Origin of the sequence: Pseudomonas sp. PDM18 (assembly GCF_014852585.1) — a bacterium.
Taxonomy (GTDB): domain Bacteria; phylum Pseudomonadota; class Gammaproteobacteria; order Pseudomonadales; family Pseudomonadaceae; genus Pseudomonas.
Genome location: NZ_JACVBX010000012.1, coordinates 227250 through 253926, shown reverse-complemented (window position 1 = coordinate 253926; position 26677 = coordinate 227250). Strand labels below are relative to the sequence as shown.

Annotated in this window: 29 protein-coding genes and 4 tRNA genes; all 33 read left to right on the top strand. The window is 59.0% G+C overall.

From position 1 onward, the window contains the following. The first annotated feature begins 213 nt into the window (after positions 1-213). The 33 genes from birA to rplX all read left to right on the top strand — a co-directional run bounded on the left by birA (position 214) and on the right by rplX (position 26663). Positions 214-1158, top strand: coding sequence for a bifunctional biotin--[acetyl-CoA-carboxylase] ligase/biotin operon repressor BirA (gene birA, locus IB274_RS23275; protein WP_192435071.1), 945 nt, complete (start codon positions 214-216; stop codon positions 1156-1158). Beyond that, a complete protein-coding gene (locus IB274_RS23270) occupies positions 1148-1897 on the top strand; it encodes a pantothenate kinase (protein ID WP_192435069.1) in 750 nt (249 codons plus the stop codon). The genes birA and IB274_RS23270 overlap by 11 nt, the downstream gene beginning before the upstream one ends. Before the next feature lie 9 nt (positions 1898-1906). Then, the gene (locus IB274_RS23265; RefSeq protein WP_192435067.1) at positions 1907-2587 is read left to right on the top strand and encodes an SPOR domain-containing protein; all 681 of its coding nucleotides are present in this window, start codon (positions 1907-1909) and stop codon (positions 2585-2587) included. A gap of 141 nt (positions 2588-2728) precedes the next feature. Then, positions 2729-2813, top strand: a tRNA-Tyr gene (locus IB274_RS23260). 26 nt (positions 2814-2839) lie between these two features. After that, positions 2840-2913 (top strand) — tRNA-Gly (locus tag IB274_RS23255). 19 nt (positions 2914-2932) lie between these two features. Further along, positions 2933-3008 (top strand) — tRNA-Thr (locus IB274_RS23250). Between the two features lie 83 nt (positions 3009-3091). After that, the gene (gene tuf / locus IB274_RS23245; RefSeq protein WP_054910987.1) at positions 3092-4285 is read left to right on the top strand and encodes an elongation factor Tu; all 1194 of its coding nucleotides are present in this window, start codon (positions 3092-3094) and stop codon (positions 4283-4285) included. A 53-nt stretch (positions 4286-4338) separates the two neighbouring features. Next, positions 4339-4414 (top strand) — tRNA-Trp (locus IB274_RS23240). A gap of 44 nt (positions 4415-4458) precedes the next feature. Next, on the top strand, positions 4459-4827 hold the full coding sequence (secE, locus tag IB274_RS23235; protein WP_192435065.1) for a preprotein translocase subunit SecE: 369 nt from the start codon (positions 4459-4461) through the stop codon (positions 4825-4827). A 9-nt stretch (positions 4828-4836) separates the two neighbouring features. Continuing rightward, positions 4837-5370, top strand: a complete 534-nt coding sequence (gene nusG, locus IB274_RS23230; protein ID WP_192435063.1) for a transcription termination/antitermination protein NusG — start codon at positions 4837-4839, stop codon at positions 5368-5370. Between the two features lie 120 nt (positions 5371-5490). Beyond that, positions 5491-5922, top strand: coding sequence for a 50S ribosomal protein L11 (gene rplK / locus IB274_RS23225; protein ID WP_024767122.1), 432 nt, complete (start codon positions 5491-5493; stop codon positions 5920-5922). Next, entirely contained in the window at positions 5922-6617 is a 696-nt protein-coding gene (gene rplA, locus IB274_RS23220) for a 50S ribosomal protein L1 (RefSeq protein WP_015475312.1), read from the top strand. The genes rplK and rplA overlap by 1 nt, the downstream gene beginning before the upstream one ends. Before the next feature lie 202 nt (positions 6618-6819). After that, entirely contained in the window at positions 6820-7320 is a 501-nt protein-coding gene (rplJ, locus tag IB274_RS23215) for a 50S ribosomal protein L10 (protein ID WP_015475313.1), read from the top strand. Positions 7321-7396: 76 nt separating this feature from the next. Next, a complete protein-coding gene (rplL, locus tag IB274_RS23210; RefSeq protein WP_017516430.1) occupies positions 7397-7765 on the top strand; it encodes a 50S ribosomal protein L7/L12 in 369 nt (122 codons plus the stop codon). Positions 7766-7988: 223 nt separating this feature from the next. Then, entirely contained in the window at positions 7989-12062 is a 4074-nt protein-coding gene (gene rpoB, locus IB274_RS23205) for a DNA-directed RNA polymerase subunit beta (protein ID WP_192296375.1), read from the top strand. A 66-nt stretch (positions 12063-12128) separates the two neighbouring features. Beyond that, a complete protein-coding gene (gene rpoC, locus IB274_RS23200) occupies positions 12129-16328 on the top strand; it encodes a DNA-directed RNA polymerase subunit beta' (RefSeq protein ID WP_192435061.1) in 4200 nt (1399 codons plus the stop codon). 154 nt (positions 16329-16482) lie between these two features. Next, positions 16483-16854 carry a 30S ribosomal protein S12 gene (rpsL, locus tag IB274_RS23195; protein ID WP_015475317.1) on the top strand — a complete coding sequence of 124 codons (372 nt, stop codon included), beginning with the start codon at positions 16483-16485 and terminating at the stop codon, positions 16852-16854. A gap of 84 nt (positions 16855-16938) precedes the next feature. Then, positions 16939-17409 carry a 30S ribosomal protein S7 gene (gene rpsG, locus IB274_RS23190; RefSeq protein WP_015475318.1) on the top strand — a complete coding sequence of 157 codons (471 nt, stop codon included), beginning with the start codon at positions 16939-16941 and terminating at the stop codon, positions 17407-17409. Between the two features lie 30 nt (positions 17410-17439). Further along, positions 17440-19575, top strand: a complete 2136-nt coding sequence (gene fusA, locus IB274_RS23185) for an elongation factor G (RefSeq protein WP_192435059.1) — start codon at positions 17440-17442, stop codon at positions 19573-19575. Positions 19576-19604: 29 nt separating this feature from the next. Next, positions 19605-20798, top strand: a complete 1194-nt coding sequence (gene tuf / locus IB274_RS23180) for an elongation factor Tu (RefSeq protein WP_054910987.1) — start codon at positions 19605-19607, stop codon at positions 20796-20798. 155 nt (positions 20799-20953) lie between these two features. Further along, positions 20954-21265: a 30S ribosomal protein S10 gene (gene rpsJ / locus IB274_RS23175; RefSeq protein WP_003243886.1), complete on the top strand. Its 312-nt coding sequence runs from the start codon at positions 20954-20956 to the stop codon at positions 21263-21265. Positions 21266-21347: 82 nt separating this feature from the next. Next, positions 21348-21983 carry a 50S ribosomal protein L3 gene (gene rplC / locus IB274_RS23170; RefSeq protein WP_024767389.1) on the top strand — a complete coding sequence of 212 codons (636 nt, stop codon included), beginning with the start codon at positions 21348-21350 and terminating at the stop codon, positions 21981-21983. Between the two features lie 14 nt (positions 21984-21997). Next, positions 21998-22600: a 50S ribosomal protein L4 gene (rplD, locus tag IB274_RS23165; RefSeq protein WP_017521904.1), complete on the top strand. Its 603-nt coding sequence runs from the start codon at positions 21998-22000 to the stop codon at positions 22598-22600. Continuing rightward, positions 22597-22896, top strand: coding sequence for a 50S ribosomal protein L23 (gene rplW, locus IB274_RS23160; protein WP_015475322.1), 300 nt, complete (start codon positions 22597-22599; stop codon positions 22894-22896). Before rplD ends, rplW begins: the two co-directional genes overlap by 4 nt. A gap of 11 nt (positions 22897-22907) precedes the next feature. Beyond that, positions 22908-23729: a 50S ribosomal protein L2 gene (gene rplB / locus IB274_RS23155; RefSeq protein WP_024767388.1), complete on the top strand. Its 822-nt coding sequence runs from the start codon at positions 22908-22910 to the stop codon at positions 23727-23729. 16 nt (positions 23730-23745) lie between these two features. Then, a complete protein-coding gene (gene rpsS, locus IB274_RS23150) occupies positions 23746-24021 on the top strand; it encodes a 30S ribosomal protein S19 (RefSeq protein ID WP_017521902.1) in 276 nt (91 codons plus the stop codon). A gap of 12 nt (positions 24022-24033) precedes the next feature. Continuing rightward, positions 24034-24366, top strand: a complete 333-nt coding sequence (gene rplV / locus IB274_RS23145) for a 50S ribosomal protein L22 (protein ID WP_015475325.1) — start codon at positions 24034-24036, stop codon at positions 24364-24366. Between the two features lie 13 nt (positions 24367-24379). Further along, positions 24380-25066 carry a 30S ribosomal protein S3 gene (rpsC, locus tag IB274_RS23140; protein ID WP_015475326.1) on the top strand — a complete coding sequence of 229 codons (687 nt, stop codon included), beginning with the start codon at positions 24380-24382 and terminating at the stop codon, positions 25064-25066. 11 nt (positions 25067-25077) lie between these two features. Continuing rightward, a complete protein-coding gene (gene rplP, locus IB274_RS23135) occupies positions 25078-25491 on the top strand; it encodes a 50S ribosomal protein L16 (protein WP_009617163.1) in 414 nt (137 codons plus the stop codon). Continuing rightward, positions 25491-25682 (top strand): 50S ribosomal protein L29, encoded by a 192-nt coding sequence (gene rpmC, locus IB274_RS23130; RefSeq protein ID WP_003093720.1) that lies wholly within the window; start codon positions 25491-25493, stop codon positions 25680-25682. Before rplP ends, rpmC begins: the two co-directional genes overlap by 1 nt. A gap of 2 nt (positions 25683-25684) precedes the next feature. Beyond that, the gene (gene rpsQ, locus IB274_RS23125; protein ID WP_009617165.1) at positions 25685-25951 is read left to right on the top strand and encodes a 30S ribosomal protein S17; all 267 of its coding nucleotides are present in this window, start codon (positions 25685-25687) and stop codon (positions 25949-25951) included. A gap of 16 nt (positions 25952-25967) precedes the next feature. Further along, complete coding sequence (gene rplN / locus IB274_RS23120; RefSeq protein ID WP_017521901.1) at positions 25968-26336, top strand: 50S ribosomal protein L14; 369 nt, start codon at positions 25968-25970, stop codon at positions 26334-26336. 12 nt (positions 26337-26348) lie between these two features. After that, positions 26349-26663: a 50S ribosomal protein L24 gene (rplX, locus tag IB274_RS23115; protein ID WP_045215317.1), complete on the top strand. Its 315-nt coding sequence runs from the start codon at positions 26349-26351 to the stop codon at positions 26661-26663. The last annotated feature ends 14 nt before the right edge of the window (positions 26664-26677 follow it).

The window sequence follows — 26677 nt, the reverse complement described above, 5'->3', positions numbered from 1 at the left end:
CCCGAACTCAGTAGTGAAACGACGCATCGCCGATGGTAGTGTGGAGTTTCTCCATGTGAGAGTAGGTCATCGTCAAGCTCCTATCCCAAGACCCCTGGTCAGCTTCGCTGGCCGGGGGTTTTGCTTTGGCGCGCGGGAAAGTCGGGACATCGCTGCGTAGGCAATTCAGGCATGCCTCTATATGATGCGTGCCTGACTGTTGCGGGGGGTGATATGCAGACCTTGCTGAAATTGCTGAGCGATGGCCGCTTTCATTCCGGAGAAGAGCTGGGTGCTCTCCTCGGGGTAAGTCGGAGTGCCGTTTGGAAGCGGCTTGAGGGCTTTGAGCGTGACTACGGTATGGTCGTGCAGCGCGTTCGCGGCCGTGGTTACCGCCTGGAAGAGCCTCTTAGCATCATCTCGCCCAGGTCCGATTCCGGCCCGTGGCCTCTCGATGTCCTGTTTTCGATCGATTCCACCAACGCTGAGGTCCTGCGGCGCCTCTCTGCCGGCGCTGTGGCGCCGTTCGCCGTCTTGGGTGAGCGGCAGACCGCAGGGCGAGGGAGGCGAGGGCGGCAGTGGGAAAGCCCCTTCGGCTCCAACCTTTACTATACCCTCGGCATCACCGTGCGCGGTGGTGCGCAGGAATTGGAGGGGATGAGTTTGGTGGTTGGTCTCGCGGTAGCGAAGGCCATCCAGGCGCTGGGCGTAAAGGATGTCGGCTTGAAGTGGCCCAATGACGTCCTGGTCGGTGGCAAGAAGATCGCCGGTATCCTGTTGGAGTTGACTGGCGATCCCGCTGACATCTGTAGCGTCGCCATCGGTATCGGTATCAATGTGAACATGCGCACGGCTTACGCCATTGATCAGCCCTGGACTTCGGTTCGAGAGGTGCAGGGCGGCCAGGTTGATCGCAATGAATTGCTGCAGGCGTTGGAGTCACAGCTTGCGCATGCGCTCTCCCGTCATCGCGAGCGCGGCTTCGCCGCCAGTCGCGAAGAGTGGGAGTCTCTTCATCTATGGCAGGGGCGGCAAGTCACGCTGTCCACTGTCGCCAATAATATCGTTGGGCGTGCCCTCGGCATCGATGAAAGAGGCGCGCTGCGTCTCCTGGTGGATGGCAAGGAGCAGAGCTACAGCGGAGGCGAGCTGAGTCTGAGGTTGTCGGATGATTCTTGAGTTGGATTGCGGAAATAGCCTGATCAAGTGGCGGGTGGTTAGGAAGCACGACTTGGTGACCGTCGCTGGTGGCGTCGCTGATTCTGATCAGGGGCTGCTTGCTCAACTGCAGGCCAGCGAAGTGGTGGACATTCGCTATTGTCGTATGGTCAGCGTGCGCAGTGAGCAGGAAACGGAAGCGCTTCGTGTCGGTCTGGAAAGTGCATTCCCCATTGCGGTGCAGATTGCGGCGCCGGCGACAGAGTTGGGCGGAGTGCTAAATGGCTACCGTGAGTACCAGCGCCTCGGGATGGATCGCTGGCTCGCGTTGGTGGCCGGCCATTGTCTGGCGGGGCGTGGTTGCCTGGTGCTCGATCTCGGTACGGCGGTCACTTCCGATCTGGTCGATGCCTCCGGCAAGCACTTGGGCGGCTATATAGCTCCCGGCATGCCCCTGATGCGCAGCCAGCTGCGCACGCATACGCGCCGTATTCGCTATGACGATGAGGCTGCTAATGAAGCGCTGCAGAATCTGCTGCCAGGCCAGGAAACCTCCGAAGCGGTGGAGCGCGGCTGTGTGCTGATGCTGCGTGGGTTTGTGCGGGAACAGATCGATCTTGCGAACAAGCTGCTGGGTGATGACTGCGCTGTCTATCTGACAGGGGGCGATGCCGAGCTAGTCAAGGATGAGTCTGCGCGTGCTGTGGTGCTTCCTGATCTGGTATTTCTCGGCCTGGCGCTTGCCTGTCCGATCGAGTGAGTCTGATCGATGCGTTGGTTCTTCCTCTTCCTGCTTGTCCTCAACGTGCTCTATTTCGTCTGGCATCAACAGCAGGCACCGCTTCGTCCAAAAGAGATCGCGCCGCTCAGCCTGTTCCATGCCGAGCAGAAGAATATTCGTCTGCTCAGCGAGTCTGCCGAGGCGCCTCGGCGCCGTCCGGTGGAAGAAAAAACGGTGGCTGCTCCCCCGTCCGCGTGCATCTATCTGGGCAGCTTTCCGGCAGAAGATCGCGCCCGGCAGCTAGTCCAGCGCTTGCTGAGCCTGGATGTTCAGGCTTCGGTGCAGGCTGTTGACGCTGCGGCCGGTGTCGATTACTGGGTTTATTTGCCGCCGTTGGCATCGCGACAGGCATCGTTGTGGCAGTTGCGCGAGCTGCAGGCGCGCAAGATCGACAGCTACATCATCACCGAGGGAGATCTCACTGACGGGATTTCCCTGGGCATATTCCAGCGCAAGGACTCCGCGGATAGTGTCGTAGAGCGCCTGAAGTCTGCTGGCTATGATGCCCTGGTGCGTGAGCTGGCTCGCTCGCAGCATGATTACTGGGCTCAGGTAGCCCCGGAAAGCGGGCGCCTGGTGGATGATTCCCTGGTGCGCCAACTGGCTCCGGACTTCCCTGAGCTGCAAAAGCAAACAATGCAGTGTAAAAGCGTTGCAAGCCCTCAATAGTTTGAATAGAATGACGCCCGCTTCAAAGGAGTCACCTGCAAAGGGGAGTCACTTGAGGCTGTTGTCAGCGAGCTAAGCTCAAGTTTTTTAAAGAAAAACAGTTGACAACGCGGTGGCAGACTGTAGAATGCCGCCTCACTCGGAGGGGTTCCCGAGCGGCCAAAGGGATCAGACTGTAAATCTGACGTCTCAGACTTCGAAGGTTCGAATCCTTCCCCCTCCACCAGTTTTCAAGCGTGAGCTGCAAGCTCCGCGGGTATAGTTCAGTGGTAGAACCTCAGCCTTCCAAGCTGATGATGCGGGTTCGATTCCCGCTACCCGCTCCAAGTTTGTTGCTGATGTCTTGCTCATGTAGCTCAGCTGGTAGAGCACACCCTTGGTAAGGGTGAGGTCAGCGGTTCAAATCCGCTCATGAGCTCCATCTCGCAAAGGCAGATATGAAAATATCTGCCTTTGTTTTAATGGTGACGTGACTTTCTCAATTCCTTACGGGAGGCGGTCAAGATGGCTAAAGAAAAATTTGAGCGTAACAAGCCGCACGTAAACGTCGGCACCATCGGTCACGTTGACCACGGCAAAACCACTCTGACCGCTGCTCTGACCAAGGTCTGCTCCGAGACCTGGGGTGGCTCCGCTCGCGCTTTCGATCAGATCGACAATGCGCCGGAAGAGAAGGCTCGTGGTATCACCATCAACACCTCTCACGTTGAATACGACTCGCCGGTACGCCACTACGCTCACGTAGACTGCCCGGGTCACGCCGACTACGTAAAGAACATGATCACCGGTGCTGCCCAGATGGACGGCGCGATCCTGGTTTGCTCGGCTGCTGACGGCCCCATGCCGCAGACCCGCGAGCACATCCTGCTGTCCCGCCAGGTAGGCGTTCCTTACATCGTCGTGTTCCTGAACAAGGCCGACATGGTTGACGACGCCGAGCTGCTGGAACTGGTCGAAATGGAGGTTCGCGATCTGCTGAACACCTACGACTTCCCGGGCGACGACACTCCGATCGTGATCGGTTCCGCTCTGATGGCCCTGAACGGCCAGGACGACAACGAGATGGGCGTTTCCGCCGTGCGCAAGCTGGTGGAAACCCTGGACTCGTACATCCCCGAGCCCGAGCGCGCCATCGACAAGCCGTTCCTGATGCCGATCGAAGACGTATTCTCGATCTCCGGCCGTGGCACCGTGGTAACTGGCCGTGTTGAGCGTGGCATCGTCAAGATCCAGGAAGAGGTGGAAATCGTCGGTATCAAGGCGACTACCAAAACTACCTGCACCGGCGTTGAAATGTTCCGCAAGCTGCTCGACGAAGGTCGTGCTGGTGAGAACGTCGGCGTACTGCTGCGTGGCACCAAGCGTGAAGACGTAGAGCGTGGCCAGGTTCTGGCCAAGCCGGGCACCATCAAGCCGCACACCAAGTTCGAGTGCGAAGTGTACGTGCTGTCCAAAGAAGAAGGTGGTCGTCACACCCCGTTCTTCAAAGGCTACCGTCCGCAGTTCTACTTCCGTACCACCGACGTAACCGGCAACTGCGAACTGCCGGAAGGCGTCGAGATGGTAATGCCGGGCGACAACGTGAAAATGGTTGTCACCCTGATCGCTCCGATCGCCATGGAGGATGGCCTGCGCTTCGCGATTCGCGAAGGCGGCCGTACCGTTGGCGCTGGCGTGGTTGCCAAGATCATCGAGTAATCGATTGATCTTTTCTTCTCGGGCCGGCATAATGGTCGGCCTGACTTTGTTCTAGGCCAGTAGCTCAATTGGCAGAGCGGCGGTCTCCAAAACCGCAGGTTGGGGGTTCGATTCCCTCCTGGCCTGCCAGATTTTTCAAGATCTGGCACTTCTTTAAACGGGATTCCTAGCAGATGAATGCGAAGGTAGAAGCCAAAGAGTCGCGCCTCGATCTCTTGAAGTGGCTTGTGGTTGTAGTGCTGGTGGTGGTGGCTGTGGTTGCCAATCAGTACTACTCCGCGCAACCGATCTTCTATCGCGTTCTCGGTATTCTCGTGATGGCGGCTGTTGCAGGCTTCGTTTCGCTGCAGACCGTCAAGGGGCGTGCATTCTTTACTTTGGCTAAAGAAGCTCGCGCCGAGATTCGCAAGGTTGTATGGCCGTCTCGTCAAGAGACAACTCAGACCACGCTGATCGTAGTGGCAGTAGTGCTGGTAATGGCGCTGGTGCTTTGGGGGCTCGACTCCCTGCTGGGTTGGCTGGTTTCCATGATTGTAGGTTAAGGGTGTTCCGTGGCTAAGCGTTGGTACGTTGTGCATGCCTACTCGGGTTACGAGAAGCATGTCATGCGCTCGCTGATCGAGCGGGTCAAACTGGCCGGCATGGAAGATGGGTTTGGTGAGATTCTCGTCCCCACTGAAGAAGTTGTGGAGATGCGGAACGGCCAGAAGCGCAAGAGTGAGCGCAAATTCTTCCCAGGCTATGTCCTGGTGCAGATGGATATGAACGAGGGTACTTGGCACCTGGTCAAGGATACTCCTCGCGTCATGGGCTTCATTGGTGGTACCGCTGACAAGCCGGCGCCGATCACCGATAAAGAGGCTGATGCCATCCTGCGTCGTGTCTCTGATAGCGGCGACAAGCCGAAGCCGAAGACCCTGTTCGAGCCGGGTGAGACTGTTCGAGTCATCGACGGTCCGTTCGCAGACTTCAATGGTGTCGTCGAAGAAGTTAACTACGACAAGAGCCGCATCCAGGTCGCTGTGCTCATTTTCGGTCGCTCTACCCCGGTAGAGCTGGAGTTCAGCCAGGTAGAGAAAGTTTAACTGGCACATTGAATCCCACACCCCGCAGCCCTAGGCTGCGGGGTTTTGTCGTCCTTGGGATAAAACGCGAAAGCAACCGGGGAGCCCGACAGGGCGCTTGACCCGCATTTGGAGTAGCAAATGGCTAAGAAAATCACGGCTTACATCAAGCTGCAAGTTAAGGCCGGCCAGGCCAATCCGTCGCCGCCCGTCGGCCCGGCTCTGGGTCAGCACGGCGTGAACATCATGGAATTCTGCAAGGCGTTCAACGCCAAGACCCAAGGCCAAGAGCCGGGTCTGCCGACTCCTGTGATCATCACCGTTTACAGCGACCGTAGCTTCACCTTCGAAACCAAGAGCACCCCCGCTGCCGTCCTGCTGAAAAAAGCAGCTGGCATCACCAGCGGCTCCGCTCGTCCGAACTCTCAGAAAGTCGGCACCGTTACCCGTGCTCAACTGGAAGAGATCGCCAAGGCCAAGCAAGCTGACCTGACCGCTGCTGACCTGGACGCTGCCGTACGCACCATTGCTGGCTCCGCGCGCAGCATGGGCCTGAACGTGGAGGGTGTGTAATGGCTAAGCTGACCAAGCGTCAAAAGGCTATCGCCGAGAAGATCGAAGCGGGCAAGCAATACGGCTTCGAAGATGCCGCCAAGCTGCTGGCCGAGCTGTCGACCATCAAGTTCAAGGAGTCCGTGGACATCGCCATCAATCTGGGCGTTGATCCGCGTAAATCCGACCAGGTCGTACGTGGCGCCACCGTTCTGCCGAACGGCACCGGCAAATCCGTACGCGTTGCCGTCTTCACCCAGGGTCCTGGTGTTGAAGCTGCCCTGGCTGCTGGTGCAGACAAGGTTGGCATGGACGAGCTGGCTGCCGAAATGAAAGCCGGCGACCTGAACTACGACGTCGTCATCGCTTCCCCGGACGCCATGCGTGTTGTTGGCCAGCTGGGCCAGGTACTGGGCCCGCGCGGTCTGATGCCGAACCCGAAAGTCGGCACCGTCACTCCGGACGTCGCTACCGCTGTCAAGAACGCCAAGGCCGGTCAGGTACGTTTCCGTACCGACAAGAACGGCATCATCCACGCTTCCGTTGGCAAGATCGACTTCGAGCCGGTCAAGCTGAAGCAGAACGTGGAAGCGCTGCTGAGCGATCTGAAGCGTCTGAAGCCGTCCTCCTCTAAGGGCGTGTACGTTCAGCGCGTAACCCTGAGCACCACCATGGGCCCGGGTCTGCAGATCGATCAGGCTTCGCTGGAAGGCTGATGAACTAAGTCGAGTGGTGGGTTCGCCCACTGCTCGCAGGTATTGGGGTCCCTGCCTGGCGGGGGCTATCCAAGACCGTAGGCGGCGCAAGCCTTAAACCTCAAGCCTACGCAGATGGTGCTCCCGATTCGTTTACCGAATCAGACACCAAAACGCCGTCCGGCTCCGGCTGGACGAATCGGTAACATCCAGGAGTAAACCCGTGGCAATTAAACTCGAAGACAAGAAGGCCATCGTCGCTGAAGTCAACGAGGCTGCCAAAGCCGGTCTGTCCGCTGTCGTGGTTGATGCACGCGGCGTGACTGTCGGCGCTATGACCGGACTCCGTAAAGAGGCCCGCGCAGCTGGTGTGTACGTGAAAGTCGTACGTAACACCCTGCTCAAGCGCGCCGTTGAAGGCACTCAGTTTGAAGTGCTCAACGACGTGTTCAAGGGCCCGACCCTGATTGCTTTCTCCAACGAACATCCGGGCGCTGCCGCTCGCATCTTCAAGGAGTTTGCCAAGGGTCAGGACAAGTTCGAGATCAAGGCGGCCGCGTTCGAGGGTCAGTTCCTCGCAGCCAATCAGATCGACGTGCTGGCGACCCTGCCGACCTACAACGAAGCTGTTGCACAGCTGATGAGCGTGATCCAAGGCGCTACCAGCAAGCTGGCTCGTACTCTGGCGGCAATTCGCGATCAGAAAGAAGCTACCGCAGCCTAAGGCTCGGCATCTCCTTTCAACCTTTTTTGTTTAATTCGATGGCCTTAGGCCGTCACCCAATACAGGAATTAGAGTCATGGCTCTGACCAACGAAGACATCATCTCCGCCGTATCCGAAATGTCCGTCATGCAGATCGTTGAACTGATCAAGGCGATGGAAGAGAAGTTCGGCGTTACCGCTGCTGCCGCTACCGTTGCTGCTGCCGGCCCGGCTGCTGCCGCTGCTGAAGAGCAAACCGAGTTCACCATCGTCCTGGCCGAAGCTGGCGACAAGAAAGTGAACGTGATCAAGGTCGTTCGTGAACTGACCGGCCTGGGCCTGAAAGAAGCCAAGGCTGTCGTTGACGGCGCCCCGGGTGTGGTCAAGGAAGGCGCTTCGAAAGAAGAAGCCGAAGCTGCCAAGAAAGCCCTGGAAGAAGCAGGCGCCAAGGTCGAGCTCAAGTAAGTTCGTACCTTGCGTCGACAGCCCGAGCGTTAAGCGACAGGCTGATGGCTGGTGGCAATTGCCACCGGCCTTTTTCCGTTATGGGTGGGGTGCCGTAGGTGCCTCCCATAACGTGAAAATCCCGCCACGAGTGGCGGCGCAAACCAAGGGTTTGCACGATTTTTGGGCTGCTCCCCTGTGCGGGAGAGGCCAAACAAGCAGGTGACCAAGCTGGGGAACGCTGATGGCTTACTCATACACTGAGAAAAAACGTATCCGCAAGGACTTTAGCAAGTTGCCGGACGTCATGGATGTGCCGTATTTGCTGGCCATCCAGCTGGATTCCTATCGCGAATTCCTGCAGGCGGGTGCAAGCAAGGACCAGGTCCGAGACATCGGCCTGCATGCGGCCTTCAAGTCCGTCTTCCCGATTATCAGCTATTCCGGCAATGCTGCCCTGGAATACGTCGGCTACCGTCTGGGTGAGCCGGCCTTCGATGTCAAGGAATGCGTACTGCGCGGTGTGACCTTTGCGGTCCCGCTGCGTGTGAAAGTGCGCCTGATCATTTTCGACAAGGAGTCGTCGAACAAAGCGATCAAGGACATCAAGGAACAAGAAGTCTACATGGGGGAAATCCCCCTGATGACCGAGAACGGTACCTTCATCATCAACGGTACCGAGCGCGTCATCGTTTCCCAGCTGCACCGCTCACCGGGTGTGTTCTTCGACCACGACCGTGGCAAGACCCACAGCTCCGGCAAGCTGCTGTACTCCGCTCGCATCATTCCTTATCGCGGCTCCTGGCTCGACTTCGAGTTCGATCCGAAGGACTGCGTGTTCGTTCGTATCGACCGTCGCCGCAAGCTGCCGGCTTCCGTCCTGCTGCGCGCGCTGAACTACAGCACCGAGGAAATCCTCAACGCGTTCTATGACACCAACGTCTACGAGATCAAGGGCGAGACCCTGAATCTGGAACTGGTGCCTTCGCGTCTGCGTGGCGAGATCGCCAGCTTCGACATCAAGGATGCTGCCGGCAAGGTCATCGTTGAAGCGGGCCGCCGTATCACCGCGCGTCACATCAATCAGCTCGAGAAGGCTGGCATCAGCCAGCTGGAAGTGCCGTTCGACTACCTGATTGGCCGCACCGTGGCCAAGGCCGTCGTGCACCCGGCTACCGGCGAGATCATCGCCGAGTGCAACACCGAGCTGACCGTCGATGCCCTGGCGAAGATCGCCAAGGCCCAGGTTGCGCGCCTGGAAACCCTGTACACCAACGACATCGACTGCGGTCCGTTCATCTCCGACACGCTGAAGATCGACTCCACCAGCAACCAACTGGAAGCGCTGGTCGAGATCTATCGCATGATGCGCCCCGGCGAGCCGCCGACCAAGGAAGCCGCCGAGACTCTGTTCGGCAACCTGTTCTTCAGCGCCGAGCGTTACGACCTGTCCGCCGTTGGCCGCATGAAGTTCAACCGTCGTATCGGTCGTACCGAGATCGAAGGCGCTGGCGTCCTGAGCAAGGAAGACATCGTCGAGGTCCTCAAGACCCTCGTTGCCATCCGTAACGGCAAAGGCATCGTCGACGATATCGACCACCTGGGTAACCGTCGCGTCCGTTGCGTCGGCGAGATGGCCGAGAACCAGTTCCGTGTTGGCCTGGTGCGTGTAGAGCGCGCGGTCAAGGAACGTCTGTCGATGGCCGAAAGCGAAGGCCTGATGCCGCAGGACCTGATCAACGCCAAGCCGGTGGCTGCCGCGATCAAGGAGTTCTTCGGTTCCAGCCAGCTGTCGCAGTTCATGGACCAGAACAACCCGCTCTCCGAGATCACCCACAAGCGCCGCGTCTCCGCACTCGGCCCGGGCGGTCTGACCCGTGAGCGGGCGGGCTTTGAGGTTCGTGACGTACACCCGACCCACTACGGCCGTGTGTGCCCGATCGAAACCCCTGAAGGTCCGAACATCGGTCTGATCAACTCCCTGGCCACCTACGCCCGCACCAACAAGTACGGCTTCCTGGAAAGCCCGTACCGCGTGGTGAAGGAAGGTCTGGTCAGCGACGACATCGTCTTCCTGTCCGCGATCGAAGAAGCTGATCACGTGATCGCCCAGGCTTCGGCAACCCTGAACGAAAAGGGCGAGCTGATCGATGAACTGGTAGCCGTACGTCACCTGAACGAATTCACCGTGAAGGCGCCGGAAGACGTCACCCTCATGGACGTGTCGCCGAAGCAGGTCGTTTCCGTCGCTGCCTCGCTGATTCCGTTCCTCGAGCACGACGACGCCAACCGTGCACTCATGGGTTCGAACATGCAGCGTCAGGCTGTACCGACCCTGCGCGCCGACAAGCCGCTGGTAGGTACCGGCATGGAGCGCAACGTAGCCCGTGACTCCGGTGTCTGCGTGGTTGCCCGTCGTGGTGGTGTGATCGACTCGGTCGACGCCAGCCGTATCGTGGTTCGTGTGAATGATGATGAAGTCGAGACTGGCGAAGCCGGCGTCGACATCTACAACCTGACCAAGTACACCCGTTCGAACCAGAACACCTGCATCAACCAGCGTCCGCTGGTGCAGAAGGGTGATCAGGTTTCGCGCAGCGACATCCTGGCCGACGGCCCGTCCACCGACATGGGTGAACTGGCTCTGGGTCAGAACATGCGCGTAGCGTTCATGCCCTGGAATGGCTTCAACTTCGAAGACTCCATCTGCCTGTCCGAGCGCGTGGTCCAGGAAGATCGTTTCACCACGATCCATATCCAGGAACTGACCTGCGTTGCCCGTGACACCAAGCTCGGCCCAGAAGAAATCACCGCGGACATCCCGAACGTGGGTGAGGCTGCGCTGAACAAGCTGGACGAAGCTGGTATCGTCTACGTCGGCGCCGAAGTACAGGCTGGCGACATCCTGGTCGGCAAGGTCACCCCGAAAGGCGAGACCCAGCTGACTCCGGAAGAGAAGCTGCTGCGTGCGATCTTCGGTGAGAAGGCGTCCGACGTGAAGGACACATCCCTGCGCGTGCCGACCGGCACCAAAGGCACCGTCATTGACGTACAGGTCTTCACCCGTGATGGCGTAGAGCGCGACAGTCGTGCCCTGTCCATCGAGAAGATGCAGCTGGACGAGATCCGCAAGGACCTGAACGAAGAGTTTCGCATCGTCGAAGGCGCAACCTTCGAGCGTCTGCGTTCCGCTCTGGTCGGTGCCAAGGCCGACGGCGGTCCTGCCCTGAAGAAAGGCGCAGAGATCACCGACGAGTACCTGGACGGCCTCGAGCGCGGCCAGTGGTTCAAGCTGCGCATGGCGGAAGATCCTCTGAACGAGCAGCTGGAGAAGGCCCAGGCCTACATCAGCGACCGCCGTCAGATGCTCGACGACAAGTTCGAAGACAAGAAGCGCAAGCTGCAGCAGGGCGACGACCTGGCGCCGGGCGTACTGAAGATCGTCAAGGTCTACCTCGCTATCAAGCGCCGCATCCAGCCGGGCGACAAGATGGCAGGCCGCCACGGTAACAAGGGTGTCGTCTCGGTGATCATGCCGGTCGAAGACATGCCGCACGACGTGCATGGCACTCCGGTCGACATCGTGCTGAACCCGCTGGGCGTACCGTCGCGCATGAACGTCGGTCAGATCCTCGAAACCCACCTGGGCCTCGCGGCCAAGGGCCTGGGCGAGAAGATCAACCGCATGCTCGAAGAGCAGCGCAAGATCGCCGAGCTGCGTGTGTTCCTGAACGAGATCTACAACGAGATCGGCGGCCGCCAGGAGAGCCTGGACGAGCTGAACGATAACGAGATCCTCGCTCTGGCCAACAACCTCAAGGGCGGCGTGCCCATGGCTACCCCGGTGTTCGACGGTGCCAAGGAGCGCGAGATCAAGGCCATGCTGAAGCTGGCCGATCTGCCGGAAAGCGGTCAGATGCGTCTGTATGACGGCCGCACCGGCAACCAGTTCGAGCGTACGACCACTGTCGGTTATATGTACATGCTCAAGCTGAACCACCTGGTCGATGACAAGATGCACGCACGTTCCACCGGCTCTTACAGCCTGGTTACCCAGCAGCCGCTGGGTGGTAAGGCGCAGTTCGGTGGCCAGCGTTTCGGGGAGATGGAGGTCTGGGCGCTGGAAGCCTACGGTGCCGCCTACACCCTGCAGGAAATGCTGACCGTGAAGTCGGACGACGTGAACGGCCGTACCAAGATGTACAAGAACATCGTGGACGGGGATCACCGCATGGAGGCCGGCATGCCCGAGTCCTTCAACGTGTTGATCAAAGAGATCCGCTCGCTCGGCATCGATATCGAACTGGAAACCGAATAACACGTGACGTCAGAACGGTGCGGCTGGTCAAGGCCGGTCGCACCGGGTCCGTGAGGAGGAAAGGCCTTGAAAGACTTGCTTAATCTGTTGAAAAACCAGGGTCAGATCGAAGAGTTCGATGCCATCCGTATTGGCCTGGCCTCGCCCGAGATGATTCGTTCCTGGTCCTTCGGCGAAGTCAAGAAGCCGGAGACCATCAACTACCGTACCTTCAAGCCGGAGCGCGATGGCCTGTTCTGCGCCAAGATCTTTGGCCCGGTGAAGGACTACGAGTGCCTGTGCGGTAAGTACAAGCGCCTGAAGCACCGCGGTGTGATCTGCGAGAAGTGCGGCGTGGAAGTCGCCCTGGCCAAGGTGCGCCGCGAGCGCATGGGCCACATCGAGCTGGCCTCGCCGGTCGCCCACATCTGGTTCCTGAAGTCCCTGCCGTCCCGTATCGGCCTGCTGCTGGACATGACCCTGCGTGACATCGAGCGCGTGCTCTACTTCGAGAGCTACGTAGTGATCGATCCGGGCATGACCACCCTGGAGAAGGGCCAGCTGCTGAACGACGAGCAGTACTTCGAAGCCCTCGAAGAGTTCGGTGACGACTTCGACGCCCGCATGGGTGCGGAAGCCGTTCGCGAGCTGCTCAACGCTATCGATCTGGAGCACGAGATTGGCCGCCTGCGCGAAGAGATTCCGCAGACCAACTCGGAAACCAAGATCAAGAAGCTGTCCAAGCGCCTGAAGCTGATGGAAGCCTTCCAGGGCTCCGGCAACCATCCCGAGTGGATGGTGCTGACCGTCCTGCCGGTGCTGCCGCCGGACCTGCGTCCGCTGGTTCCGCTGGATGGCGGCCGCTTCGCGACTTCGGATCTGAACGATCTGTATCGCCGCGTGATCAACCGTAACAACCGTCTGAAGCGCCTGCTCGACCTGGCCGCTCCGGACATCATCGTGCGCAACGAAAAGCGCATGCTGCAGGAAGCCGTCGACGCCCTGCTGGACAACGGCCGCCGCGGCCGTGCCATCACCGGCTCGAACAAGCGCCCGCTGAAGTCCCTGGCCGACATGATCAAGGGCAAGCAGGGTCGCTTCCGTCAGAACCTGCTCGGCAAGCGCGTGGACTACTCCGGCCGTTCGGTAATTACCGTAGGTCCGACCCTGCGTCTGCACCAGTGCGGTCTGCCGAAGAAGATGGCCCTGGAGCTGTTCAAGCCGTTCATCTTCGGCAAGCTGGAAGGTCGTGGCATGGCCACCACCATCAAGGCCGCCAAGAAGATGGTCGAGCGCGAGCTGCCGGAAGTTTGGGACGTTCTCGCTGAAGTCATCCGCGAACACCCCGTACTGCTGAACCGTGCGCCGACCCTGCACCGTCTGGGCATCCAGGCATTCGAACCGGTACTGATCGAAGGTAAAGCCATCCAGCTGCACCCGCTGGTCTGCGCCGCGTACAACGCCGACTTCGACGGTGACCAGATGGCCGTGCACGTTCCGCTGACCCTCGAGGCTCAGCTGGAAGCGCGCGCGCTGATGATGTCGACCAACAACATTCTGTCGCCGGCCAACGGCGAGCCGATCATCGTTCCGTCGCAGGACGTGGTAATGGGTCTGTACTACATGACCCGTGAAGCGATCAACGCGAAGGGCGAGGGCATGGCTTTCGCAGACCTGCAGGAAGTTGACCGCGCCTACCGCAGCGGCCAGGTGTCCCTGCACGCCCGCGTAAAAGTGCGCATCAACGAGAAGATCAAGAACGAAGACGGCTCCCTGACCGCCAACACCCGTATCGTCGACTCCACCGTCGGCCGTGCGCTGCTGTTCCAGGTTGTCCCGGCCGGCCTGCCCTTCGACGTGGTCAACCAGTCGATGAAGAAGAAGGCGATCTCCAAGCTGATCAACCACTGCTACCGCGTGGTGGGTCTGAAGGACACCGTCATCTTCGCTGACCAGCTGATGTATACCGGCTTCGCCTACTCGACCATCTCCGGTGTGTCGATCGGCGTGAACGACTTCGTCATCCCGGACGAAAAGGCTCGCATCATCGATGCTGCCACCGAGGAAGTGAAGGAGATCGAGAGCCAGTACGCTTCCGGCCTGGTAACCCAGGGCGAGAAGTACAACAAGGTGATCGACCTCTGGTCCAAGGCCAACGACGAAGTCTCCAAGGCGATGATGGCCAACCTCTCGAAAGAGAAGGTGACCGATCGCGAAGGCAAGCAGGTCGACCAGGAGTCCTTCAACTCCATGTACATGATGGCGGACTCCGGTGCGCGGGGTTCCGCGGCCCAGATCCGTCAGCTTGCCGGTATGCGTGGCCTGATGGCCAAGCCGGACGGCTCCATCATCGAGACCCCGATCACCGCGAACTTCCGTGAAGGCCTGAACGTACTCCAGTACTTCATCTCCACTCACGGTGCTCGTAAAGGTCTGGCGGATACCGCACTGAAGACCGCGAACTCCGGTTACCTGACCCGTCGTCTCGTCGACGTGGCCCAGGACCTGGTAGTGACCGAGATCGATTGCGGCACCGACCGTGGCCTGTTCATGTCCCCGCACATCGAAGGCGGCGACGTGGTTGAGCCGCTGGGTGAGCGTGTACTCGGCCGTGTGATGGCTCGCGACGTGCTCAAGCCGGGCAGCGACGACGTGATCGTCGAGGCCGGCACCCTGATCGACGAGAAGTGGGTCGATTTCCTCGAGCAGATGAGCGTCGACGAAGTCGTTGTACGTTCGCCGATCACCTGCGAAACCCGTCACGGCATCTGCGCCATGTGCTACGGCCGCGATCTGGCCCGTGGTCACCGCGTGAACATCGGTGAGGCTGTCGGCGTTATCGCTGCCCAGTCGATCGGTGAGCCGGGTACCCAGCTGACCATGCGTACCTTCCACATCGGTGGTGCGGCCAGCCGTACTTCCGCCGTGGACAACGTACAGGTCAAGAACGGCGGCACCATTCGCCTGCACAACCTGAAGCACGTAGAGCGTGCCGACGGCGCCCTGGTTGCGGTTTCCCGTTCCGGTGAGCTGGCGGTAGCCGACGACTTCGGTCGTGAGCGCGAGCGCTACAAGCTGCCGTACGGTGCGGTGATTTCCGTGAAGGAAGGTGACAAGGTCGATCCGGGCGCCATCGTCGCCAAGTGGGACCCGCACACCCACCCGATCGTCACCGAGATGGACGGCACCGTGGCCTTCGTGGGCATGGAAGAGGGCATCACCATCAAGCGCCAGACCGACGAACTGACCGGTCTGACCAACATTGAAGTGATGGATCCGAAGGATCGTCCGGCTGCCGGCAAGGACATTCGTCCGGCCGTGAAGCTGATCGACGCTGCAGGCAAGGATCTGCTGCTGCCGGGTACTGATGTACCGGCCCAGTACTTCCTGCCGGCGAACGCCCTGGTCAACCTCAACGATGGCGCGAAAGTGCGCATCGGTGACGTTATCGCGCGTATCCCGCAGGAAACCTCGAAGACCCGCGACATCACCGGTGGTCTGCCGCGCGTTGCCGACCTGTTCGAAGCTCGTCGTCCGAAAGAGCCTTCGATCTTGGCGGAAATCAGCGGCACCATCTCCTTCGGCAAGGAAACCAAGGGCAAGCGCCGCCTGGTCATCACTCCCACCGACGGTAGCGATCCGTACGAGGAGCTGATTCCGAAGTGGCGTCACCTGAACGTGTTCGAAGGTGAACAGGTAAGCCGTGGTGAAGTGATCTCCGACGGCCCGAGCAACCCGCACGACATCCTCCGTCTGCTGGGTGTGAGCTCGCTGGCCAAGTACATCGTCAACGAGATCCAGGACGTTTACCGTCTGCAGGGCGTGAAGATCAACGACAAGCACATCGAGACCATCCTGCGCCAGATGCTGCGCAAGGTCGAAGTGGCCGAGTCGGGCGATTCGTCCTTCATCAAGGGCGACCAGGTCGAACTGGTTCACGTGCTGGAAGAGAACGAAGTACTGGGCACCCAGGACAAGTTCCCGGCCAAGTACGAGCGCGTTCTGCTGGGTATCACCAAGGCCTCGCTGTCCACCGAGTCGTTCATCTCGGCGGCATCCTTCCAGGAAACCACCCGCGTCCTCACCGAGGCGGCGGTTACCGGCAAGCGCGACTTCCTGCGCGGCCTGAAGGAGAACGTGGTCGTGGGTCGTCTGATCCCGGCGGGTACCGGTCTGGCTTACCACAGCGAGCGCAAGCGTCAGCGCGAGCTCGGCAAACCGCAGCGTGTCAGCGCGAGCGAAGCCGAAGCAGCACTGGCCGAAGCGCTCAATCTGAGCGGTAACTAAGCCTCAAACAAAGCCCCGGTTGTCTTGACAACCGGGGCTTTGTCTTGACTGGAATCCGTAAGCTCTTTAGTATCTTGTACCCCGAAAATTGGCAGGGCGCATGCTCTGCCCATTTTCGTTTTTAAGTGTCGTAAGACAATCAGTGGAGCTATAGATGGCAACTATCAACCAGCTGGTGCGCAAACCGCGCAAGCGCCTGGTAGACAAGAGCGGCGTTCCTGCCCTGCAGAACTGCCCTCAGCGTCGCGGCGTATGCACCCGCGTATATACCACCACCCCGAAAAAGCCGAACTCCGCACTGCGTAAAGTGTGCCGTGTTCGTCTGACCAACGGTTTCGAGGTTTCCTCGTACATCGGTGGTGAAGGTCACAACCTGCAAGAGCACAGCGTAGTGCTGATCCGTGGCGGTCGTGTAAAAGACCTTCCGGGTGTTCGCTACCACACCGTGCGCGGTTCGCTGGATACCTCCGGTGTTAAAGACCGTAAGCAGGGTCGTTCGAAGTATGGCGCGAAGCGTCCGAAGTAATTTTGTTTTCCTATTTTCTGAGTCGATAAGAGTAAGGTCGGGCATCGTCCCGGGCTAACCTGAAGACCGTTTGAGGGCTTATCAATGCCAAGACGTCGTGTAGCGGCCAAACGTGAGATCCTGGCCGATCCTAAATACGGAAGCCAGATTCTGGCGAAGTTCATGAACCACGTGATGGAGAGCGGCAAGAAAGCCGTTGCCGAGCGTATCGTTTACGGTGCTCTGGACAAGGTCAAAGAGCGCGGTAAAGGCGACCCCCTGGAACTCTTCGAAAAAGCACTCGACGCCATCGCTCCGCTGGTCGAAGTGAAGTCCCGCCGTGTCGGCGGTGCTACCTACCAGGTTCCGGTCGAAGTACGTCCGTCCCGTCGTAATGCACTGGCCATGCGCTGGCTGGTGGACTTCGCCCGCAAGCGTGGCGAGAAGTCCATGGCTCTGCGTCTCGCTGGCGAACTGATGGACGCCGCTGAAGGTAAAGGCGCCGCTGTCAAGAAGCGTGAAGACGTACACCGTATGGCCGAGGCCAACAAAGCGTTCTCGCACTACCGCTTCTAATTACGGCAACACTACTTCTGCGAGGGCTTTATGGCTCGTAACACAGCAATCAACCGCTACCGGAACATTGGTATCTGTGCCCACGTCGACGCGGGCAAGACCACCACCACCGAGCGGATCCTGTTCTACACAGGTCTCAGCCACAAGATGGGTGAGGTGCATGACGGCGCTGCCACTACCGACTGGATGGTGCAGGAGCAGGAGCGTGGTATTACCATCACCTCCGCTGCGATCACCACCTTCTGGGAAGGTTCGCGCGGCCAGTACGACAAGTACCGCGTAAACGTCATCGACACCCCCGGCCACGTAGACTTCACCATTGAAGTTGAGCGCTCCCTGCGCGTACTGGACGGCGCCGTCGTTGTGTTCTGCGGCACCTCCGGCGTCGAGCCGCAGTCCGAAACCGTATGGCGTCAAGCCAACAAGTACGGCGTTCCGCGTATCGTTTACGTGAACAAGATGGACCGCGCCGGCGCCAACTTCCTGCGCGTCGTCGGTCAGATCAAGAACCGCCTGGGTCACACCCCGGTCCCGGTTCAGCTGGCCATCGGTGCAGAAGATGACTTCCAGGGTCAGGTCGACCTGCTGAAGATGAAGGCCATCTACTGGAACGAAGACGACAAAGGCACTTCCTATCGCGAGGAAGAAATTCCCGCCGATATGGTCGAGTTGGCCACCGAGTGGCGCAACAACATGGTCGAAGCTGCTGCCGAAGCCAACGAAGAGCTGATGAACAAGTACCTGGAAGAGGGTGAGCTGTCGATCGAAGAGATCAAGGCTGGCCTGCGTCTGCGTACCATCGCCTGCGAAATCGTACCGGCTGTCTGCGGCTCGTCGTTCAAGAACAAGGGCGTGCCCCTGGTTCTCGACGCCGTCATCGACTTCCTGCCTGCTCCGACCGAGATTCCGGCGATCCAGGGTATCCACCCGGATCACATTGACGACGGCGACGATGCTCCGAAAGACGAGCGTCCGGCTGACGACAATGCTCCGTTCTCGGCTCTGGCATTCAAGATCGCTACCGACCCGTTCGTAGGTACTCTGACCTTCGTTCGCGTCTACTCGGGCGTTCTGGAGTCCGGTAACTCGGTTATCAACTCCGTGAAAGGCAAGAAAGAGCGCGTTGGTCGTATGGTGCAGATGCATGCGAACCAGCGTGACGAGATCAAAGAAGTACGCGCTGGCGACATCGCTGCTCTGATTGGCATGAAGGACGTCACCACCGGTGACACCCTGTGCGACATCGAGAAGCCGATCATCCTCGAGCGTATGGACTTCCCGGAGCCGGTAATCTCGGTAGCTGTTGAGCCGAAGACCAAGGCTGACCAGGAGAAGATGGGCATTGCCCTCGGCAAGCTGGCTCAGGAAGATCCGTCGTTCCGCGTCAAGACCGACGAAGAAACTGGCCAGACCATCATCTCGGGTATGGGTGAGCTTCACCTGGACATCCTCGTCGACCGCATGAAGCGTGAATTCGGCGTTGAGGCGAACATCGGCAAGCCGCAGGTTTCGTACCGCGAAACCATCTCGAAGGACAACATCGAGATCGAAGGCAAGTTCGTTCGTCAGTCCGGTGGTCGTGGTCAGTTCGGTCACTGCTGGATTCGCTTCTCGACTCCGGACGTGGACGACAAGGGCAACATCACTGAAGGCCTGGTCTTCACCAACGAAGTCGTGGGCGGTGTGGTTCCGAAGGAATACATCCCGGCCATCCAGAAGGGCATCGAAGAGCAGATGAAGAACGGCGTTGTTGCCGGCTATCCGCTGATCGGCCTGAAGGCGACCGTCTTCGATGGTTCCTACCACGACGTCGACTCCAACGAGATGGCGTTCAAGATCGCTGCTTCCATGGCGACCAAGCAGCTGGCCCAGAAGGGCGGCGGCAAGGTTCTGGAGCCGATCATGAAGGTGGAAGTGGTGACTCCTGAGGACTACATGGGTGACGTGATGGGTGACCTGAACCGTCGTCGTGGTCTGATTCAGGGGATGGAAGACTCGGTTTCCGGTAAGGTTATCCGTGCCGAGGTTCCGCTGGGCGAGATGTTCGGTTATGCAACCGACGTGCGTTCCATGTCCCAGGGTCGCGCTAGCTACTCCATGGAATTCTCCAAGTATGCTGAAGCTCCGGCGAACGTCGTCGAAGCTCTGGCCAAAAAACAAGCTTGATTCAGCTCTTTTAGTAAGAGGTTACTCTCGTGGCTAAAGAAAAATTTGAACGTAACAAACCGCACGTCAACGTCGGCACCATCGGTCACGTTGACCACGGCAAAACTACTCTGACCGCTGCTCTGACCAAGGTCTGCTCCGAGACCTGGGGCGGCTCCGCTCGCGCTTTCGACCAGATCGACAACGCGCCGGAAGAGAAGGCTCGTGGTATCACCATCAACACCTCTCACGTTGAATACGACTCGCCGGTACGCCACTACGCTCACGTAGACTGCCCGGGTCACGCCGACTACGTGAAGAACATGATCACCGGTGCTGCCCAGATGGACGGCGCGATCCTGGTTTGCTCCGCTGCTGACGGCCCCATGCCGCAGACCCGCGAGCACATTCTGCTGTCCCGCCAGGTAGGCGTTCCTTACATCGTCGTGTTCCTGAACAAGGCCGACATGGTTGACGACGCCGAGCTGCTGGAACTGGTCGAAATGGAAGTTCGCGATCTGCTGAACACCTACGACTTCCCGGGCGACGACACTCCGATCGTGATCGGTTCCGCTCTGATGGCCCTGAACGGCCAGGACGACAACGAGATGGGCGTTTCCGCCGTGCGCAAGCTGGTAGAAACCCTGGACTCGTACATCCCCGAGCCCGAGCGCGCCATCGACAAGCCGTTCCTGATGCCGATCGAGGACGTATTCTCGATCTCCGGCCGTGGCACCGTGGTAACTGGCCGTGTTGAGCGTGGCATCGTCAAGATCCAGGAAGAAGTGGAAATCGTCGGTATCAAGGCGACTACCAAGACTACCTGCACCGGCGTTGAAATGTTCCGCAAGCTGCTCGACGAAGGTCGTGCTGGTGAGAACGTCGGCGTACTGCTGCGTGGCACCAAGCGTGAAGACGTAGAGCGTGGCCAGGTTCTGGCCAAGCCGGGCACCATCAAGCCGCACACCAAGTTCGAGTGCGAAGTGTACGTGCTGTCCAAAGAAGAAGGTGGTCGTCACACCCCGTTCTTCAAAGGCTACCGTCCGCAGTTCTACTTCCGTACCACCGACGTAACCGGCAACTGCGAACTGCCGGAAGGCGTTGAGATGGTAATGCCGGGCGACAACGTGAAAATGGTTGTCACCCTGATCGCTCCGATCGCCATGGAAGATGGCCTGCGCTTCGCGATTCGCGAAGGCGGCCGTACCGTTGGCGCCGGCGTGGTTGCCAAGATCATCGAGTAATCGCTGATCCGCTCCAGAAAAAGGGACCCTTCGGGGTCCCTTTTTCGTTGAGTTGGTTAAATATTGACACCCCCCAGGCGCATCCGTACAATTGCGCCTCCTTTTAACGGGCGGAGTCCGTCCGTTGGGAATGGCAACTTGGAGTCTGAGGTCAAATGCAAAATCAACAAATCCGTATTCGGTTGAAGGCTTTTGATCACCGCCTGATCGACCAATCTACCCAGGAAATCGTGGAAACCGCGAAACGTACTGGCGCTCAGGTGCGTGGTCCGATTCCTCTGCCGACCCGCAAGGAACGTTACACCGTGCTGATTTCCCCGCACGTCAACAAGGACGCTCGTGACCAGTACGAAATTCGTACCCACAAGCGTGTTCTCGACATCGTTCAGCCGACCGACAAAACCGTCGACGCGCTGATGAAGCTCGACCTTGCTGCTGGCGTCGAAGTACAGATCAGCCTCGGCTAATGCCTTCGGCATTGGTCGTGTAACGCTCTGAAATGGGCGGCCATAGCGGGTGAAAGCCCCGTACACTAAAGAGGTTCTAAAGATGACAATTGGTGTTGTCGGTCGTAAGTGCGGCATGACCCGCATCTTCACCGAAGATGGTGTCTCCATTCCGGTCACGGTCATTGAGGTCGAGCCGAATCGCGTCACCCAGTTCAAAAACGAAGAAAGTGATGGCTATCGCGCTGTGCAGGTAACTGCTGGCGAGCGTCGTGCTTCTCGTGTGACCAAGGCGCAGGCCGGTCACTTTGCCAAGGCGAATGTCGCCGCCGGTCGCGGCGTGTGGGAATTCCGTCTGGGCGAAGAGGAGTTCAAGGCAGGCGATTCCATCTCTGTCGACCTGTTCCAGGCCGGTCAGCTGGTAGACGTTACTGGCGAGTCCAAAGGTAAAGGCTTTGCCGGTACCATCAAGCGCTGGAACTTCCGTGGTCAAGATAATACCCACGGTAACTCCGTTTCCCACCGCGTCCCGGGTTCCATCGGCCAGTGCCAGACTCCTGGTCGAGTGTTCAAGGGCAAAAAAATGTCGGGCCACATGGGTGCTGAGCGTGTAACCGTTCAATCCCTTGAGGTCGTGCGTGTCGATGCAGAGCGCAATCTGCTGCTGGTCAAAGGTGCCGTTCCCGGCGCTACCGGTGGTGATGTGCTGGTGCGTCCGGCAGCCAAGGCTCGCGGTTAAGAGAGGAAGCTGAGATGCAACTGAATGTAAATGGCGCTCAGGCGATCGAGGTTTCCGAGCGTACTTTTGGTAGCGAATTCAACGAGACCCTGGTTCACCAGGCAGTCGTCGCCTACATGGCTGGCGGTCGTCAGGGCACCAAGGCTCAGAAAACTCGTTCCGAAGTCTCCGGTGGTGGCAAGAAGCCGTGGCGTCAGAAGGGCACTGGTCGTGCTCGTGCTGGCACCATCCGTAGCCCCATCTGGCGTGGCGGCGGCGCGACCTTCGCAGCCAAGCCCCAGGATCACTCCCAGAAGCTCAACAAGAAGATGTACCGCGCTGCTCTGCGCTCCATCCTCTCTGAGCTGGTTCGTCTGGACCGTCTGGTTGTCGTTGCCGACTTCGCTGTCGATGCACCGAAGACCAAAGGTCTGGTCAGCAAGCTGGAAGGCCTGGGCCTGAAAGATGTACTGATCGTCACCGAAGGCGTCGATGAGAACCTGTACCTGGCAGCTCGCAACCTGGCCCACGTCGATGTACGTGACGTCCAGGCTTCCGATCCGGTCAGCCTCATCGCCTACGACAAGGTGCTGGTCACCGTGTCCGCCGTGAAGAAGTTCGAGGAGCTGCTGGCATGAACCAGGAACGCGTATTCAAAGTGCTGCTGGGCCCGCATATCTCCGAGAAGGCCACTGGCCTGGCGGACGGCAACAGCCAATTCGTTTTCAAGGTTGCCACTGATGCAACCAAGCTGGAAATCAAGAAGGCCGTGGAAAGCCTGTTCGGCGTGAAAGTACGTCGCGTCACCACCCTGAACGTTCAGGGCAAGACCAAGCGTACCGTTCGCGGCCTGGGCAAGCGTAACGACTGGAAAAAAGCGTACATCGCTCTCCAGCCGGGCCAGGATCTCGATTTCGCAGCTGGCGCTGAGTAAAGGGGTGCATCATGGCAATCGTTAAATGCAAACCGACTTCCGCTGGTCGTCGTTTCGTCGTCAAGGTAGTGAACCAGGACCTGCACAAAGGTGCTCCGTTCGCTCCCCTGCTCGAGAAGAAGTCCAAGTCGGGCGGCCGTAACAACAACGGTCGCATCACCACCCGTCATATCGGTGGTGGCCACAAGCAGCACTATCGTCTGGTCGACTTCCGTCGCAACAAGGATGGCATTCCTGCCATCGTTGAACGCGTCGAATACGATCCGAACCGTACTGCTCACATCGCTCTGCTGAAATACGCGGACGGCGAGCGTCGTTACATCATCGCCCCCAAAGGCGTGGTGGCTGGTGATCAACTGATCTCCGGTATCGGCGCTCCGATCAAGGCCGGCAACAACATGCCGCTGCGCAACATCCCGGTTGGTAGCACCATCCACGGTATCGAACTGAAGCCTGGCAAAGGCGCTCAGATCGCTCGCTCCGCTGGCGCTTCGGCTCAGCTGGTTGCCCGTGAAGGTGCCTACGTAACCGTACGTCTGCGTTCCGGTGAGATGCGTAAAGTCCTGGCTGACTGCCGTGCGACCCTGGGTGAAGTCTCGAACTCCGAGCACAGCCTGCGTTCGCTGGGTAAAGCCGGTGCCAAGCGCTGGCGTGGCGTTCGCCCGACCGTTCGTGGTGTTGCCATGAACCCGGTCGACCACCCGCATGGTGGTGGTGAAGGTCGTACCTCTGCTGGTCGTCATCCGGTATCGCCGTGGGGTCTTCAGACCAAGGGTAAGAAGACTCGCGCGAACAAGCGTACCGACAACATGATCGTCCGTCGCCGCAAGTAAATAGAGGGATACGACAGTGCCACGTTCTCTGAAAAAAGGTCCTTTTATCGATCTTCACCTGCTGAAGAAGATCGAAGTGGCGGTAGAAAAGAACGACCGCAAGCCGATCAAGACCTGGTCGCGCCGTTCTATGATCATGCCGCACATGGTTGGTCTGACCATCGCTGTCCACAACGGCCGTCAACACGTGCCGGTTCTGGTCAACGAAGACATGGTCGGTCACAAACTCGGCGAGTTCGCTGCTACCCGCACTTATCGTGGGCACGCTGCGGACAAGAAAGCCAAGCGTTAAGGGGTAAGGAAGATGGAAGTAGCCGCTAAGCTCTCGGGCGCTCGTATCTCCGCCCAGAAAGCCCGCTTGGTCGCCGACCAGATCCGCGGGAAGAAGGTGGGCGACGCGCTCAACCTCCTGGCTTTCAGCAACAAGAAAGCCGCCGAGATCATGAAGAAAGTGCTGGAGTCGGCCGTAGCCAACGCCGAGCACAACGAAGGTGCCGATGTAGACGATCTCAAAGTCTCCACCGTCTTCGTCAACGAAGGTCGTTCGCTCAAGCGCATCATGCCGCGTGCCAAAGGCCGTGCTGATCGCATCGTCAAGCGGTCTTGCCATATCACTGTCAAGGTTGCGGACAAGTAACGGAGTCGATCAGATGGGTCAGAAAGTACATCCCAATGGCATCCGCCTGGGTATCGTCAAGGAGCACACCTCCGTTTGGTACGCAGATAAGCGCACTTACGCCGATTATCTGTTCGCCGACCTGAAGGTACGTGAGTATCTCCAAGACAAACTAAAAAGCGCGTCCGTCAGCCGTATCGACATCCATCGTCCGGCTCAGACTGCACGCATCACCATCCACACCGCTCGTCCCGGCATCGTGATCGGCAAGAAAGGTGAAGATGTTGAGAAGCTGCGTCAGGACCTGACCAAGCAAATGGGTGTGCCGGTGCACATCAACATCGAAGAGATCCGCAAGCCGGAGCTCGACGGTATGCTGGTTGCGCAGAGCGTAGCTCAGCAGCTGGAGCGTCGCGTTATGTTCCGTCGCGCCATGAAGCGCGCTGTACAGAACGCCATGCGCATTGGTGCCAAAGGCATCAAGATCCAGGTAAGCGGTCGTCTGGGCGGCGCTGAAATCGCCCGTACCGAGTGGTATCGCGAAGGTCGTGTGCCCCTGCACACCCTGCGTGCCGACATCGACTATGCAACCTACGAAGCGCACACCACCTACGGTGTGATCGGTGTGAAGGTTTGGATCTTCAAAGGCGAGGTCATTGGTGGCCGCCAGGAAGAGCTGAAGCCGGTAGCGCCCGCTCCTCGTAAAAAAGCTGCTAAGTAAGGAGTACGCAAATGCTGCAACCTAAGCGTACGAAGTTCCGCAAGCAAATGACCGGTCACAACCGTGGCCTGGCTCATCGCGGTTCCAAAGTCAGCTTCGGCGAGTTTGCCCTCAAGGCAACCAGCCGCGGCCGTCTCACCGCGCGTCAGATCGAGTCCGCACGCCGTGCGCTGACCCGTCACGTTAAACGTGGCGGCAAGATCTGGATCCGCGTATTCCCCGACAAGCCTGTTACCAAGAAGCCCCTGGAAGTACGTATGGGTAAAGGTAAGGGCGGCGTCGAGTACTGGGTAGCCCAGATTCAACCGGGCAAGGTCCTGTACGAGATCGAGGGTGTATCCGAAGAGCTGGCGCGTGAGGCATTCGCCCTGGCTGCTGCAAAGCTGCCGCTCGCCACCTCCTTTGTTAAGCGGACGGTGATGTGATGAAAGCGAATGAACTTCGTGAAAAATCCGTTGAGCAGCTGAACGAGCAACTGCTCGGCCTGCTGCGCGACCAGTTCAATCTGCGCATGCAGAAAGCAACTGGCCAGTTGGGGCAGTCTCACCTGCTCTCGCAGGTTAAGCGCGACATCGCTCGCGTGAAAACTGTGCTCAACCAGCAAGCAGGTAAGTAATCATGGCTGAAGCTCAGAAAACCGTCCGTACGCTGACTGGCCGCGTCGTCAGCGACAAGATGGACAAGACCGTCACCGTTCTGATCGAGCGCCGCGTAAAGCACCCGATCTACGGCAAATACGTGAAGCGTTCGACCAAGCTGCACGCCCACGACGAAACCAATCAGTGCCGCATTGGTGACCTGGTCACCATTCGCGAGACCCGTCCTCTGGCCAAGACCAAGGCCTGGACTCTGGTTGACATCGTCGAGCGCGCGGTTGAAGTCTAAGGATCGGAGATAGAAGATGATTCAGACTCAATCCATGCTCGAAGTCGCTGACAACAGCGGCGCGCGTCGCGTAATGTGCATCAAGGTGCTCGGCGGTTCCCACCGCCGTTACGCCGGCATTGGCGACATCATCAAGGTCACCGTCAAGGAAGCAATTCCGCGTGGCAAGGTGAAGAAGGGCCAGGTAATGACTGCCGTAGTCGTTCGTACCAAGCACGGCGTACGTCGTACCGACGGTTCCATCATTCGCTTCGACGGCAACGCCGCCGTCCTGCTGAACAACAAGCAGGAGCCGATCGGCACCCGTATCTTCGGGCCGGTGACTCGTGAACTTCGTACCGAGAAGTTCATGAAGATCGTCTCCCTTGCCCCTGAAGTGCTGTAAGGAGTAGCCGTCATGCAAAAAATTCGTCGTGACGACGAAGTCATCGTCATTGCCGGCAAGGACAAGGGCAAGCGTGGCAAAGTGATCAAGGTTCTGGCTGATGACCGTCTGGTCGTTGGCGGTGTGAACCTGGTCAAGCGCCACACTAAGCCCAACCCCATGCTCAACCAGCAAGGCGGGATTGTCGAGAAGGAGGCGCCTCTGCACGTCTCCAACGTCGCCATCTTCAACGCTGAAACCAACAAGGCTGACCGCGTTGGTTTCAAAGTCGAAGACGGTAAGAAGATTCGTGTCTTCAAGTCGACCCAGAAACCGGTTCAGGCTTGAGGGAGCTAGGTAGA